The sequence below is a fragment of the Fibrisoma montanum genome, from assembly GCF_003583365.1.
In the GTDB taxonomy this organism is placed as follows: domain Bacteria; phylum Bacteroidota; class Bacteroidia; order Cytophagales; family Spirosomataceae; genus Fibrisoma; species Fibrisoma montanum.
In genome coordinates this window covers 791,067-806,040 of sequence record NZ_QXED01000003.1, presented here as the reverse complement: position 1 = coordinate 806,040, position 14,974 = coordinate 791,067, and the positions used below count along the sequence as shown (strand labels likewise).

Here is a 14,974-nt window from a genome sequence, read left to right as displayed (position 1 = left end):
CAGCCAGTGGTTTGTGCAACTTCCCATTTCAGCAAACCCTAATTTTCCAGTTACTATCTTTAGTGCTTGAAACGATGGCTTAGAAGCCGTTTGGGTTAGCAAGTTGAGTTTGTCAGGAGAGGTTAGTCGCTGTCAAGGCAGTTTTGCCGGTCGTAGCCGAGCTACGGCTCAAAAAAGTAACGCAGACAACGACCAAAAGACGCCCTGACGCACCAAAGCGATTAACTCAATCAGCTTCTTAAACTTTTACTTTATCCTCTTGATGTTTACTTCGCTGATACGCTATATACAGGAGCGCTCCACCATACCACTTTCTGAAACAGACATTAGCTTGATTGAGGAAGCGTTCATCCCGAAAAAATTAAGAAAGAGACAATTTCTGCTACAGGAGGGTGAAGTTTGTAAATACATCGCCTTCATTGTTAAGGGGTCAACCCGCCAGTACACCGTAGACGAAAAAGGGTATGAGCACGTGCTCAATTTATGCATTGAAAACTGGTGGACGGCTGACCGGGAGAGCTTTCACAAAGAATTGCCGTCTATTTACAATATAGATGCCTGGGAAGAAACTGAGCTGCTTCTATTACCGAAGGCAAATGGTTATTACGACCGGGTAAATAATATTCCGGCCTTCCACGAAATGCGGATAAAGCTTGACGATAATCAGCACATTGCAGCTCAGAAACGCTTAAATACGTCAATTAACTATACGGCTGATTATCGTTACGAGGAATTAAGCAAACTACATCCTGAATTTTTGCAGCGTTTTCCTCAACACATCATAGCTTCCTACTTGGGTATAACTAAAGAAACACTTAGTCGCATACGCCGTCAATCTGCAAAGAAATAATTAGGATACTCATTTGCACGTACCTCAAATAGCTTTACGTTGGCTAATAGTAAGCCTTACGACGCATCCATAAATACAAACAGATGCGCTACTTTATCATTTTCTACGACAAAAAAATCCATGCCGGTTAATACGTTCGGTTGAGGTCCGGTGCGGATAGTCCAATAGAGTCTGGCCCCATTTTGCGTACTTTCCATTGGCTGTATTAGGGTAAAACTGAAATCAGCATCACCCGCAAACAGGGTATCGATAAAGTCTGAAACGGCTGTTATGCCGCTAAGGATAAACTCTTTGTCGTACATTTTTATGTCGTCTGCGTAGATTGTCTGCATCAACGCATCGCGTTTTGTACGGTCTTTCTCATTCCAGACCGCTGAATGTGTCTGCTGAAGTCGATCCATTAACTGAGCATCCATAGGAAATCCTGCTAGAAGTTTCTTAACGATATAAGGCCATACTATGCCTTCAGAGCCGCTTTGATCACCGCAGCCGCCTGCAACAAGGCCGTTTGCACCGCCGGTACACTGGCAATGGGGTTCAGCAAACCGTAGTCATGAATCAGACCGCCATACCGGGTGTGGGTTACCGGTACACCGGCTTCGTTCAATTTACGAGCGTAGGCTTCGCCTTCATCCCGCAATACATCGTTTTCGGCGGTCTGTACCAGCGCCGGTGGCAGGTCTTTTAGGTCATCCGTAGTTGCCTGTAAGGGCGATGCATAGAGTTCGTTTCGCCTGCTGGCATCAGGCAGGTAGTTGTCCCAGAACCACTTCATCATGTTTTTGGTAAGGAACCGGCCGTTGGCAAACAGGTTGTACGAGTCAGTGTCAAAATTGGCATCCGTAACGGGCCACAACAGCACCTGCAATTTGAGTTTGGGGCCGTTGTTCTTTTTGGCCATCAAGGCCATAATCGCCGACATATTACCGCCGACGCTGTTGCCCACAACCGCCAGGTTACTACCATCTACACCTATTTCACTGCCCTGTTCGGCTACCCATTGCAGAGCGGCATAAATTTCGTTGATGGCTGTTGGGTACTGCGCTTCGGGCGAAGGCGTATAATCGGGGAAGACGGCCACGGCCCCGCTGTTCACCACCAGATCACGCACGATGCGCCGATGCGTGGGGTAGTCACCCAGCACCCAGCCACCCCCGTGGATAAAGAGGAACACGGGCGCCCCGTCTTGACTACGCTCGGGCTTTACGATGTGGATATTTACCTGATAGCCGTTTTGCGAAATCGTTTTTTCGGTTTCGGTGATACCTGAGTAATCGACCTCGACCGATTGTTGAGCACCGGTCAATACCTGCCGGGCATCGGCAGGACTTAAGGCCTCCACGGGCTTGCCATCGCCTGAATTTAGCGCCTGCAAAAAAGTCCTGATTTCAGAAAAGATCTGTGGATCCTGCTCGCCTTTAAAAGGGCGCTCCTGTCCTGTGCTGCTCATTGTTTATAGCCGTTAAGTTTGTTAAGATTTAAAAAGGATGGCTCCTGAGTGATACCTTGAACGACACGACGAAACTGGCGTTCAGAAAAGCGGAAGACGTTGAGGTGTAGTAAAATGCACCGTTGTTGTGCATTAGTAGAATTTGAAAGCTTGTAGCTCTTATTGGTTTCACTCTTTAAAAGAGTACATCCTGATAGTCAGGCGTTTTGTCAAATACGGCTCGGGCAAATGGACAGAGCGGCAGTATTTTTAGCTGTTTTTCCCGAGCCCAGACAACGGCTGCATGCACCAGTTGTTTACCAACGCCTTCGCCTTTCAGGGCTTCGCTTACGCCAGTATGGTCAATTATAATCCGTTGATCGCCTGACCATACGTAGGTCATTTCCGCTTCTGTTTTACCGTCTATCGCTACGTAAAAAATTCCCTTCTGTCCGTTGTCTTTCTGCTGAATATCCATGTATGACTAGCGCTCGTCTACTGATTAAGGTTAGCCTGTTGCTTACCGTTTTACTTTGATGAGTTCAACCCCAGACAAGGCTCCATCCACATCCTGAAGGGCACCACCTTGCTGGAAGGTGCCGATGTCAATCGGTTCAAAACCCATTGCTTTGGTAATGTCGGCTACTTCTTTTTTCGCATCGTCATCATCACCGCTGATGATAATAACGGTATTGCCCAAATCGCTTTGCGTAGGCTGGGCAAGGGCAGCAGCCGCGAGGGTATTAAACGCTTTCACTACCCGTTGGTCCGGAAACAGAGCAGCTACGTATTCTCCCGTTGTTTTACCCGCAGTATCGGCTAGTTGAAAAGGGTTGACCGAGACGATATTGTTGGTGGCGTCGACGATGATCTTCCCGCTATAACGCTGTAGTTCGTTGGCCAGATCCGATAGCTGTGTCCACGGAACGGCGATGAATAAAACGTCGGCCTGTGCAATGGTCTGGTTTAAGTCAGCGGCCGTTAACGATCCGCCAATAGAAGCTACCAGGTCTGTCAACGACTCTGGGCCCCGGCTGTTGGTAATCAACACCGGATAGGTTGTTTTGGCCAGATGCGTAGCCAGTCCACGCCCAATATGTCCTGAACCGATAATGCCTATTGTATAGCTCATACTTGCAAAAATTAAAATATCAGTTTTTGTGCTTCAGGGGCGGCAGCGATGTGCTGCATCGTACCGCTCCGGTATTGTTTGTACAGGTCGGCAATCTCGGCCTGGGTGTCGGCAATAAATGGCCCATAGGATACAATGGCTTCGTGGGTTGGCTTTGCCGCATACAGCACAAAACGCACCCCGTTTTCGCCGGCCTGCATTGCCAGATTGCTGTCCTCTTCGGTATCGAATAAATCCAGCCAGGCTACCTGATCATGGTTTATGACTTTACCCGCGATTTGTACTGAACCGCTGATGATATACAGGAAAGCGTTGAAATTGGCGGGAAACTGAACGCTGGTGCCAACGCCTGCTTTCAGGTCAAACTCCGCGGCTATGAGCGGTGTGTAGTTCTGTACCGGTGAGTGAATACCGGCGAGCGTACCACTGTACAGCCGCATGTACACACCCTCTTTGTTAAGGACCGGAACATGTTCGGCAGGCAAAATCTGAATGCGTGGCGTCACCCAGCGATCTTTCCGGGGCAGGTTCAGCCACATCTGAAACAAACGCCCTTTGGTGGGGCCTTCTATAGTTTCGGTGTGGATCGTACCACTACCGGCCGTCATGATCTGAAAGTCGCCCTTTTTCATGGACTCCAGCATCTCCTTTATTTCCCCATCAACCAGAAGAGACACTGTTTCAAAGCCTGCATGTGGATGAGGCCCCCCGGCGGGTTCGTGGTCTTTTTTATCCAGCATATCGTCCATTAAGAAAATGAACGGATCTGTCTTGGCGAAACCACCTGTCAAAACGGTACGTGCAACATGACCGGCACCGAGAAAGCCGCGTTCGTTGTTCGGTGTGTAGAGACTGGAAATAGTCCTTTGTATCATCACGCTTGCTCTTTTATTCAGGAGCAAACTTACTAGGCCCGCTACGGCGAGTCATTGAGGTATGGTAATTAAAACTATTGATCTAAATCAACAAAGTCCTGAAAGCGAAAGGGACGATTGTGGGTTAGGACAGATTCAACCGGTGTATGCTGCTGACAATTAATACTATGTATAGCCGTACACGTGTACGCTGGAATTATTTGACGTATGCTGCTAAGCGGACCGCGGTGGCGACGGTCATCCGCTGCTGGCCACTTGGCAGTCATTATAAATACTCGTTCTAGAAAAAACTCCTACCTGAAACAAAGGAGCATTCACGAATCTGCTTCTTTAACCGGGCGACTGAAGAGGCACTAATGCCAGGTACAATTTCGAGGTTTCCAAACCGCTACTTCGTTTTGCCTACCGGGATTCCGCAGCCATTCCGCCAGTGCATTAGCCGAAGCATGCTAAAACCATAAGAACTGAAATTGCAGACTTTACTGTGGCGACGCACTCCGCTTCTTATCCGGAAAACCATTCCTTACCGGTTCTCCAGCCAGTGCAGAAAACTGGTCGATTTCTCCCGGCTAACGAACACGGTCTCGGGTTTGACACTCCGTAGCTTCACGGCCAGTTTCCGGGTGTAGTACGGCTCCACTTCCTTTACAGCTTCAAAGGCGATGATATACTGTCGGTTAGCCCGATAAAACTGGCTCGGATCGAGTTGCTCTTCAATGACGTCGAGCGTCTGGGTGAGGGGTAGCTTGCGCCCGTCGAAGGTGATGATAAACGAAAGACCGTCTTCAATGATAAAGTAAGCAATGTCGCGGGTCGGCACGGGAAACATCTTGCCTTTGAAGGAGACCAGAAAACTGCTTTTCCTGCCCGTTTGCAGGCGGTCGTGCTGCCCAAACCAGCTCAGTAGTTTCTGGGGCCAGTCGCCGAGTTGCTCGCGCAGGGTCGTCAGTTTATCCAGACTCCGTTTGAGATCGGCTTCCTCCAGGGGCTTCAGCAGGTAATCAATGCTGTTGACCCTGAACGCCTGAAGCGCGTATTCGTCGTAGGCCGTGCAGAAAATAACCGGGCTTCGTACATCCACTTCCCGTAGGATCTCAAAACAGACACCATCGGCCAGTTGAATATCCATAAAGATCAGGTCCGGAGCCGGATGCTGGCGAAGCCACTCCACCGAGGTTTCAACACTGTCGAGCAGGGCGAGCATCTGAATACCGGCGTCCAGTTTCTGAAGCATGGCCGCCAGGTCGCGGGCTGCGTTGGGTTCGTCTTCAATGATGAGCGTTTTCATGGGGTGGTTCACAATCAAGCAGGGGTAATAGCACCCGAAAGGAAGTATCGGTTTGGTCAACCTCAATACCCTGGCCGCACAGGTAGGTATAGCGGTTATTAAGGCTTTGCAGGCCGTATTCGTTCGAGGGTTCGGGCGTTCGTTTGGGTTGCAGGTTGTTCTCTACCCGTACGTGCTGATCATCGACCTGTTCAATCTGAATACGTAACGGACGGGCGGCCGAAACCACATTGTGCTTAACGGCGTTTTCGACCAGCAACTGCAACGTAGCGGGCGGGATGCGGGTGGTCAATATGGTCTCCGGCACCGCGACCTGGACGAGCAGGCCGTCGCCGAAGCGGATTTCGAGCAGAAACAGGTACGCTTTCAGAAACTGAAGCTCTTCATCCAGGGTCACCCAGGGCTGCTGTTGCAGCCGGAGCAGGTACCGGAACACGTTGGATAGCTGAATGATGTAGGGCAGCGCTTCCGGTTTGTTGGCTTTAACCAGGGTTTTCAGGGTGTTCAACGTATTGAAAAAGAAGTGCGGGTTAATCTGCTGCCGAATGGCCTCCAGCTGCGCATTCAGGTTCTCCCGTTTCAGCCGTTCATTTTCCAGTTGTATCCGCTGCTTTTCGCCCAACAACTGCATCGTGTACTGAATCAGGAGAACGGCCGTAATGAGCGTGAACGACCGCAGGGGTTGGATCTGGAACAGATACGGAGCGATGTCCTGCCCCGGATTGCGCCTGTCCGTTAGCCGGACGGGGAGAATCCATTGATTTGACCATTGGTAGAACGTGTACGAAACGGCCGACATCACGATAAAACCAATCAGGTACACCAGGATTATTTTCTGCCACAGACGCAGACGCTTCCCCAGGCCATCGGCCAGCCACCACAGGAACAGACTAAACATAAAATTGTACGCAAACGCGTAACCGACGTACAGCCATTCCAGGGATGTAAAAAATACGAGCCGCTGGAAACTGCTGAACAGCCCTGCGATCAGAGCCACCGCCAGTGGAATGGGCAATCGATTCAGTTGGAGCGCTTTCAATGGGTTGTCAGATTAACGAGATGCCCGACCGGTTGAAAAGTAAGAGAAAGATACCGACGATTTCTACAGAAAGTACGCCAACCGGACAAACCAGCCCCTGAACCGGACGAGTTTGCCGCCAAACAATCGATAGTATCCTGACAAGCCGGCGCTCAGACGACCTGTCCTGCAAGCCTATTGATTACAAGCGGGTTACGCGGGTTGTTGGCTGGCTTGGGCTCTGGTTTGTCCGCTTCGATCAAGTCCTGCTGTTACCGGTTTTTCAGCCGCTGCATCTTTAGCCCATCAAACCAACACAATCGTCATGATGAAAATAGGAATGCTACGTGTGCTTTTTTTATGCGGCTGGAGTCTGTGGGGCTGGGCAACTGGGGATGGGAATCAGATTGTGGGCCAGTGGTATAGCGAAGACCGTAATCAGAAATACGAGGTTTTTCAATCGGGTGCTACGTATTCTGCCAGGCTCATCTGGATGGCTGAACCCAACCACCCGGATGGCAGCCCTAAGCTGGACGAGAACAATCCGGACCCGGCCAAACGTCGGCAGCCGCTGGTTGGGATGACGGTTTTCTGGGGGTTGACGTACCGGAATGGAAGCTGGGTAAATGGGAAAACCTACAGCCCCCGACAGGGCCGAACGGCAGACTGCTCCGTACGGCTCCGGTCGAACAATGAACTGGAGCTGACCGGCTCGGTGGGTTTTGTTAAACGGTCCCGAATCTGGAAGCGGGCATGAACGGCTACCGACGGCTGCTGGGTGGGTGGCTGTCATCGTAGGTACGCTGTCAGCCTTTGCCTAGCTTCTTGTCAAACCTACGAACCGATTTATTCAGACGGTCAACTGGTTCGCTCATGAAATCAATCCTTCTGCTGCTATCACTTTTCCTGCTAACAACGGCGCTCCGGGCGCAACGGATTATTCGGATAGAAACACCACCTGCCTGGCATCGACACCGACCAGTCTGTGAGGTGTATCTGGGTAGTCAATTGCCCCTTCAGCATGTAGCGGGTTTGTCGGTACGGCTTCGCCCGCGCTGGGCGGTGTTTGGTCAGGTGGGGTTTTCGTCGGCCTGGTACGCGAACTACCTGCTGCGCCAGCTGGAAAAACGTCGGCCCGATCAGGCGCAATCATACCAGTACCTCCGTGCCAACCTGCAGTCGGTAGCCGGGTTTGGTTTTGGTGGGCGGTGGCAGCCCGGCCACTGGCGGCTGAGCATCTGGATGCAAACCCTGAACTACCGGGTCGACGGAACGGCATCGGAACTCGTCAATAACCTGGCTCCCGACGAAGCCGAACGCATTAACGAACGGGTAGACGATTACCGGAACCGGTTTCCGGTCGTGGGAAATTTCTACGACGAAACCTGGCTACAGCCGGCGGCCAACCTGAGTCAGCTCGGGCTGAGCTTCGGGCGGGCTTTCTCTGTGCCGCGCGTAAACCGGCTGAAGCTGGCGCTGGATCTGGGGGTACTGGCGACGGTGGACGTTAACAGCCGCGTCCGATCGGAGGGCAGTGGATTGATCGGGCGGTTCATTGCCAATCAGATAACGCCTACCGTAACGGAGCGGCTCCGTAAGCGCTTCGATGGGCTGCTGGTTCCTGCCGGATCGCTCACGCTTTCGTATCGTTTTCAATAAGGTCTCCAATACGCGTGACCCAACGGGCCGCAATCAAAACAAATCCGTACCCATTGGAATCTGCCGGATGCGCTGGCCGGTTAGGGCAAACACCGCATTCAGTAAGGCCGGGGCGAGTGCCGGTACGCCCGGCTCGCCGGTTCCCGTCGGTGGCTCCTGGCTGTCTACCAGATGAACGTCAATGGATGGAGACTCGGGCATCCGGATCATTTTGTAATCGTGGAAATTGCTTTGCTGAACCCGACCCTCACGTAGCGTAATTCCACCGTACAGCACTGCCTGCAAACCCCAGATAATGCTGCCTTCTACCTGTCCTTTGACCAGGGAGGGATTGATAACCCGGCCGCAGTCCATGGCGGCCGTTACTTTTATTACCCGTAGCTTACCGTCTTCCAGGGTGACTTCTACCACCTGAGCGCAGTAGTTCGTTACGGCAATTCCCATTCCTTTTTTCGAACCCCAACCCGCTTTCTGAGCGGCCAGCTCCAAAATCTGCCGGGTTTTTCTACGTTCATCTTCGGCCCGCTTCAGCCAGTTGTCCGGATTCTCTACCCCGGCAGGTACAATAAGCGGTTTGCTCAGCAGGTCGAGCCGGTAGGCCAGTGGATCCTTGCCCAGTGCATGGGCCAGTTCATCGACGAAACACTCCCGGGCGAACGTTTCCCGGTGTGAGTCGACGCTGCGCCACGAACCGGTCTGTAAGGGCGACTCCAGGATAACAGCCCGCATGCGGCTGGCTGGAACCCCGTATCGATAGGGGTTCCACGACCAGCCCGCGAAGAAATCATACGTGTACCGCTTGAGGTCCCAGGCGGTAATATTTCCCTGTTCGCCAAGGGCCACCCGATGGTGGTCGCGCTCGTAGGCATGGTAATAATCATGCTGGATTTCATCTTCGCGCGTCCAGGTTACCTTCACGGGTTTACCAACCTGTTTGGAAATGATGACCGCTTCCAGGGCAAAATCGGCTTCCCACCGTCGACCAAACGCTCCGCCTGAGGGAAGGATATGAACGGTAACCTGATCAACGGGAATGTTCAACAACGCAGCGGTTTCTTCGGCCACCCGCCGGCCGTACTGATGACCTACCCATACCTCACACTGGCCGTTTTTGACATGAGCCACGGCGTTTAGGGGTTCCATGATGGCGTGCGCCTGAAACTGAGTATCATACTGGGCTTCGACCATCCGGGTGGCCCGTGCTATCGGTTGGTTTACCGACCCGTGGTGAAATACCTCCTCGCCCGGTTCCTGTTCGGCCGCCCTGAGCTGATCGGCAAGGGCCTGATTGGATACGTTACCGAACGGGCCGCTGTCCCACTCAAGAGTTAAGGCGTTCCGGCCCTGCATGGCCGCCCAGGTCGACGTAGCGACCACCGCGACCCCGGCCGCAATGGTGTAGGGGTACGTCGTCGGGTTGTTGTCGTCCGGACTTAGTTTTACCGCTTTTCGGATGGGCGTGATTGCCACGACATCAAGCACGCCCGGTATGTTTCGGGCGGCCGAATCAGCATAGTGCCTGAGAGTACCCCGGAAGAAGGGGCAGCGGGCAATTACGGCATGGACCATCCCGGGCACCTCCAGATCAATACCGTAGCGCATTTGGCCCAGCACGACACGTCGGGTTTGACGATTACCCAGCGGTTTGCCAATGTACCGGTATTCGGAGGGGTCTTTCAGGCGAGCTTCGGCCGGTATCGGTTTTTGAGCGGCCTGCTCGATCAACGCGCCAAACGGTAAGCGCCGTCCGGTGGGGCGATGAATGACAAAGCTATCTTCGGCCAGGCAGCCGGTTGGTTCGACCTGCCAGCGTTCAGCCGCTACGGTAACCATGAGGTCCCGAACGCGGGCGGCTGCTTCCCGCAGCGGCTGCCAGCAAGCCCGCATGGAATTACTGCCCCCGGTTACTCCCTGAATGACATTTCCGAAGCGAGGGTCATAATCGGCCTGCCTGACCAGCATCCGGTCAAAATCGGCGCCCAGTTCATCGGCGAAGATCATGGCTAAACCTGTACTGATGCCCTGGCCCATTTCCTGTTTCGGTAGATTGAAGACGATCGTATTATCGCGGCTGATCTCCACAAATACGTCTGGCGAAAACGAAGCAGACGGCTCGTTAACCGGGCCGGCGGACGCAGGAGAGGGCAGCCAGATCGACAAGCCGAACCAACCGCCGACCAGACCGCTCAACCGGATAAAGTCCCGGCGCGGTATTGCCTTGTCGTTCATAGTACGCATAGCTGTTAAAGTTGTTAGCGCTCAGTTAATGACGTAGATAGACTGCAGTCACGAACAGGAATGGAGTAGTTAATTAACCGGAATCCAAACCTCGAACTGCTCTACGTTGGCCGGCTCAACCAGGATTAACGAATTGTGGTCCCGCAGCCGAAACAGTCCCTGCTGCACCGATTCCTGAATCAAGGCATACGTCAGCAAACTGCCGGTGGGTAATTCCCCGCTGAATCGGGCCGTCAGGTAGTTACCCGCTTCAAATCGACGCTGGAAGAAACCCGACTGGGCTAGATACGTAGCGGTGCGGTCATCCCTGACGAGAAAACCGGCCCGTATCAGGGCATTCCGGGAGTGGGTGGCACAGCCAATGGCCGACGTACTCAACACGATCGGCTGCTGCACTATGGCCTGGAGTTCGAATACCCGCTGTAGCCGTTGGCTGAAGCTGGTACTGCGATCGGTGGCCATGGTGCCCAGGTACTGGAAAAAGTACACCATCGGCGGGAGAGGGCGTATGGCATACTGCCCCGTCAGCATCCGCTGCTTCCAGTGCCCGCGATACGTTGCCGGCGTCCCTGCCTGATGCACGAAGCTATCGGGAACCACCAGGTTCGACTGCATTCGAATCGCCGAGGGGGTATGATTAAAATGCTGTGAGAACGCCCGGCTAAACGAATGTTTTGAGCCAAAGCCCGTCAGCTCGCCAATGTCTCCGACGCTGTACGCCGAGTGTTTCAAATAACCGAAAGCCTGCTCCAGGCGCAGTCGTTTGATGAGTTCACCCAGCGGCTGACCGGTTGTTTCGCCAAACAGATGATGCAGGTAGAAATACGAAACCCCAAGTTCTTCGCTAATCGTCCGAATGGTAAACGGCTGGTCCAGATGCGCTTCAACGTAGTGAATTACCTGATGGGTCAGGTTGAGGTGTGCGGACGGTTGGAATAACATAATAGCAAAAATTGACAACTAGCCCCCGGATAACGTCTGCCATTTTTGTGCCGGCAGCCGAACTGACTGTGAAGGTAAGTTCTGGGCGCTAACGTTGGTTTTGATTTACATCGGCGGAAAAATAACTTGATAAACAACTGGTTATGTTCGGCCCGCTACCACTATGTACACTCCTCTACGACATGATGATCGTGAAAAAAAACATGCTACTTCTGGGGGCATTCGTGCTGGCTCTGGCCGGGTACCCGGTGGCGGGCCAGCCCGGGCAGACGCTGTATGGCTACGTGCGTGACGCAGCCAACGGCGAAGGACTGGTTGGGGCTTCTGTGCGGCTCAAAAGTCAGCCAACGGGCGTCGCGACCAATGCGTACGGGTATTTTTCGCTGACAGTCCCATCGCTTGCCGATACGTTGGTTATCAGCTACATCGGTTTCCGGAGCCAGGCGCTGTCAGTGGCCGTACTAAAGCCGGATCAGGCGGTCCAGATTCGGCTGGTAGCCGCAGCCCGGCAAATGGATGAGGTAATGGTCAGCGCCAACGAATCCGCTCAGCGCATCCACAATCTGGAGATGGGAACCACCCGGCTGGATCTGAAGACGCTGAAAATCCTGCCGACTTTACTGGGCGAGGTGGATCTGGTGCGAAGCCTGCAATTATTACCCGGGGTTACGTCTGTGGGCGAAGGGGCGGCCGGATTTAATGTTCGCGGGGGCGGGGTAGGTCAGAATCTGATCCTGCTCGATGAAGCGCCGGTTTACAACGCATCGCACCTGATGGGCTTCTTTACGGTAGTCAACCCCGACGCGGTAAAAGAGGCTACACTCAGTAAAGGGGGCGTACCGGCGCAATACGGTGGGCGGCTGTCGTCGGTGCTGGACGTGCGGATGAAGGAAGGGAATACCGAGCGGTTTCAGGCCTCCGGAGGGGTGGGGACTATCAGCAGCCGACTGACCATCGAGGGACCATTGGGAAAAGGCCGTCCAACTGGAGATCATCCAGTCCGGGACCATCCAGTCCGGGACCATCCAGTCCGGGGCTCCTTTCTGGTGGCGGGGCGTCGTTCCTACTCCGACCTGGTCGTGGGGCTTTCCGGGGATGAGCAGCTCCGAAAAAATAGCGTCTACTTCTACGACCTGAGCGCGAAAGTAAATTACCAGATCAGTGCGAAGGACCGGGTGTATGGATCGCTGTATTCGAGTAAGGATGTGTTCCGTGTTGATTTTCAAGGCAAAAAGGTTGACATGGAATGGATGAATCAGACAGGCACGCTTCGCTGGAACCACCTGTTTTCAAAACGCCTTTTTGCCAACCTGACCGGTGTCTACAGCGCCTACAGCTACCAGCTCGGTATACCGCAGGAAGCGCAGGGCGATATCTCGCTTGATCTGCCCAAAGGCATTCGGGGCGCCGTCTGGACGTCGGCCATCAGGACGTACAACCTGAAAACTGATTTTACCTTTTACGCCGGCTATCACAACACACTCACGTTCGGGGGGAGCTTCCTGCGATACCGCTTCGACCCGGGATCTCTTTCACCAACCGGCAATGACTCGCCGGTCGAAGCCATTGCCTTGCCCGCAAAACACAGCCGCGAATACGCGTTCTATATCGATAATGAACAGACGCTGGGCACGCGGTGGGCACTGCGCTACGGGCTACGGTTTTCGGTCTACGATTACCTGGGACCACAACGCGTTCGCGATTATGTGAACGTGGAAAAGGGGCCAAAACAGCCCGTGAATGAGCAGATAGTCGGGCGGGGGGCCGTCATCCGGTCTTTCAATACCTTCGAACCACGTGTTTCGCTGCGGTACGTGATCAACGAACGAAACTCAATCAAGCTGAGCTACAACCGGATGGCGCAGTATATCCACCTGATTTCGAATACAACGGCCGCGTCGCCCCTGGATAACTGGACACCATCGACGAATAATATTCAGCCCGAACGCGCTGATCAGGTTTCGGCCGGTTACTTTCGGACCCTCAGCCCGACGCGCTGGGAGGCATCGGCAGAGGTTTACTACAAAAACGCACAGAACGCGATCGACTACCGCAACGGCGCCCAGACTCGCCTGAATCCTGATCTGGAAGCGGATCTTCTGTACGGTCGGGGCCGGTCGTACGGGCTGGAGGTCTACGTACGAAAAGCCAGCGGCCGACTAACGGGCTGGCTTAGTTATACGCTGTCCCGCACGGAGCAACAAATTGACGGAATCAGCAACAATACCTGGTATGCCGCCAGCCAGGACCGGCGACACGTGGGTTCCGCCGTTGGCACGTACACTCTGTCAAAGCGGTGGAGCGGTTCGGCTACTTTTACGTACAGCACCGGTATCGCCACCACGGCCCCCAACGCCCGGTATGAAGCGGACGGAGGAACCATTGTCGTGCCGATAAACACCGGTAACGTCCGTAATAACTTCAGACTGCCGCCTTACCATCGGCTTGACCTATCGGCCACCTGGCAGGGTCGGTCCAGGCCGGATCGGCGCTGGCGGAGCGAATGGGTGTTTGGCTTCTACAATGTCTACGCCCGCCGGAATCCCTTCTCCATCTACTTTGAACAGAACGATGGGCGAAATACACGGCAAACCAACGCTGTCCGGCTGGCCATTCTGGGTTCGATTCTGCCTTCCGTAACCTATAATTTCCACTTTTGACGATGAAAACCCACAGATTCATGCCTGTTCTGCTGGTAGCTGGGATAGGCTTAGCCGGCTGCGAAGACATTGTATCGGTCGACGTACCTGATGGTGCGACGCAGCTGGTCGTTGATGGCTGGATCACAGACCAGCCGGGCCCGTATGCCGTACGGTTATCAACCACAGCCCCTTATTTCTCGAACCAGAGTACTCCCCGCGTTCAGGGAGCCGAGGTAACGATTACCGATAACAACGGTGTCCGGGACGTATTGAGAGAAACGGAGCCCGGTGTATATCAATCGGCTACGCTACGGGGGAAAATCGGTAGTACCTATACGCTTTCGGTAACGGTAGCCGGGCAAACGTATGTCGCCCAAACGCAGATCAACCGGGTGCCGGCCATCGACTCCCTTGGGGTGGTCTACAGGGAGGAAACCGATGATCAGGATGCCGGTTACTACCTTACCTACTTCGGCCGGGAACTGCCTGGGCGTGGCGATCACTACCGAATCAAGGTCTTTCGCAATGATACGTTGCTGAATAATCCGGAACTGGATCTGTTCTTCTTCAACGACGATTTTCTGGACGGAAACTACCTTACCGGCCTTGAGCTAAGCCCCGGTCCCTTTCGGACGGGCGACCGGGCGCGGGTGGAGATACATGCCATTACCGCCGATACGTATGGCTACCTGGTCGAACTGCAACGGCAGATGCGGAATGATGGTTTGTTTGCCAGCCCTACCGAAAACGTATCGACGAACATTACCGCCCTTAGCACGAATGCCCGGCCCGCTACCGGTTGGTTTGGTGGGTCGGCCGTCCAAAGCAAAACGATTTCCATTCCCTGAACCACGCTTTCTGCGTACCTTTCATCAGCAATGCTATTGGTTGGGCCCGGCCC

General features: G+C 53.7%; 14 protein-coding genes. 5 read left to right on the top strand and 9 right to left on the bottom strand.

Annotated elements, in window-relative coordinates; genetic code table 11:
- The first annotated feature begins 262 nt into the window (after positions 1–262).
- Positions 263–850 (top strand): Crp/Fnr family transcriptional regulator, encoded by a 588-nt coding sequence (locus tag DYU11_RS13355; protein ID WP_119668160.1) that lies wholly within the window; start codon positions 263–265, stop codon positions 848–850.
- 56 nt (positions 851–906) lie between these two features.
- Here the strand turns inward: DYU11_RS13355 and DYU11_RS13350 are convergent, their stop codons facing one another.
- From DYU11_RS13350 to DYU11_RS13320, 7 genes are all read right to left on the bottom strand, one after another.
- Positions 907–1,266, bottom strand: a complete 360-nt coding sequence (locus DYU11_RS13350; protein WP_119668159.1) for a nuclear transport factor 2 family protein — start codon at positions 1,264–1,266, stop codon at positions 907–909.
- Between the two features lie 41 nt (positions 1,267–1,307).
- Positions 1,308–2,300 carry an alpha/beta hydrolase gene (locus tag DYU11_RS13345; protein ID WP_119668158.1) on the bottom strand — a complete coding sequence of 331 codons (993 nt, stop codon included), beginning with the start codon at positions 2,298–2,300 and terminating at the stop codon, positions 1,308–1,310.
- A gap of 175 nt (positions 2,301–2,475) precedes the next feature.
- The gene (locus DYU11_RS13340) at positions 2,476–2,757 is read right to left on the bottom strand and encodes a GNAT family N-acetyltransferase (protein ID WP_119668157.1); all 282 of its coding nucleotides are present in this window, start codon (positions 2,755–2,757) and stop codon (positions 2,476–2,478) included.
- 42 nt (positions 2,758–2,799) lie between these two features.
- Positions 2,800–3,411, bottom strand: coding sequence for an NADPH-dependent F420 reductase (locus DYU11_RS13335; RefSeq protein WP_119668156.1), 612 nt, complete (start codon positions 3,409–3,411; stop codon positions 2,800–2,802).
- 11 nt (positions 3,412–3,422) lie between these two features.
- Entirely contained in the window at positions 3,423–4,286 is an 864-nt protein-coding gene (locus DYU11_RS13330) for a pirin family protein (RefSeq protein ID WP_119668155.1), read from the bottom strand.
- Positions 4,287–4,809: 523 nt separating this feature from the next.
- Positions 4,810–5,574, bottom strand: a complete 765-nt coding sequence (locus DYU11_RS13325) for a LytR/AlgR family response regulator transcription factor (RefSeq protein WP_119668154.1) — start codon at positions 5,572–5,574, stop codon at positions 4,810–4,812.
- Positions 5,555–6,613 carry a sensor histidine kinase gene (locus DYU11_RS13320; protein ID WP_119668153.1) on the bottom strand — a complete coding sequence of 353 codons (1,059 nt, stop codon included), beginning with the start codon at positions 6,611–6,613 and terminating at the stop codon, positions 5,555–5,557. Before DYU11_RS13320 ends, DYU11_RS13325 begins: the two co-directional genes overlap by 20 nt.
- 304 nt (positions 6,614–6,917) lie before the next feature.
- On the opposite strand from DYU11_RS13320, the gene DYU11_RS13315 reads away from it, so the two are divergent.
- Positions 6,918–7,349 (top strand): DUF2147 domain-containing protein, encoded by a 432-nt coding sequence (locus DYU11_RS13315; RefSeq protein ID WP_119668152.1) that lies wholly within the window; start codon positions 6,918–6,920, stop codon positions 7,347–7,349.
- Positions 7,350–7,465: 116 nt separating this feature from the next.
- On the top strand, positions 7,466–8,251 hold the full coding sequence (locus DYU11_RS13310) for a hypothetical protein (RefSeq protein ID WP_147367935.1): 786 nt from the start codon (positions 7,466–7,468) through the stop codon (positions 8,249–8,251).
- A 33-nt stretch (positions 8,252–8,284) separates the two neighbouring features.
- Here DYU11_RS13310 and DYU11_RS13305 read toward each other — a convergent pair whose 3' ends face one another.
- Positions 8,285–10,489 carry a xanthine dehydrogenase family protein molybdopterin-binding subunit gene (locus tag DYU11_RS13305; protein WP_119668150.1) on the bottom strand — a complete coding sequence of 735 codons (2,205 nt, stop codon included), beginning with the start codon at positions 10,487–10,489 and terminating at the stop codon, positions 8,285–8,287.
- A gap of 69 nt (positions 10,490–10,558) precedes the next feature.
- Positions 10,559–11,431 (bottom strand): helix-turn-helix transcriptional regulator, encoded by an 873-nt coding sequence (locus tag DYU11_RS13300; RefSeq protein WP_119668149.1) that lies wholly within the window; start codon positions 11,429–11,431, stop codon positions 10,559–10,561.
- Positions 11,432–11,613: 182 nt separating this feature from the next.
- On the opposite strand from DYU11_RS13300, the gene DYU11_RS13295 reads away from it, so the two are divergent.
- Together DYU11_RS13295 and DYU11_RS13290 are read left to right on the top strand one after the other, a co-directional pair.
- Positions 11,614–14,091 (top strand): TonB-dependent receptor, encoded by a 2,478-nt coding sequence (locus DYU11_RS13295; protein ID WP_119668148.1) that lies wholly within the window; start codon positions 11,614–11,616, stop codon positions 14,089–14,091.
- A 2-nt stretch (positions 14,092–14,093) separates the two neighbouring features.
- Entirely contained in the window at positions 14,094–14,921 is an 828-nt protein-coding gene (locus DYU11_RS13290) for a DUF4249 domain-containing protein (RefSeq protein ID WP_119668147.1), read from the top strand.
- The last annotated feature ends 53 nt before the right edge of the window (positions 14,922–14,974 follow it).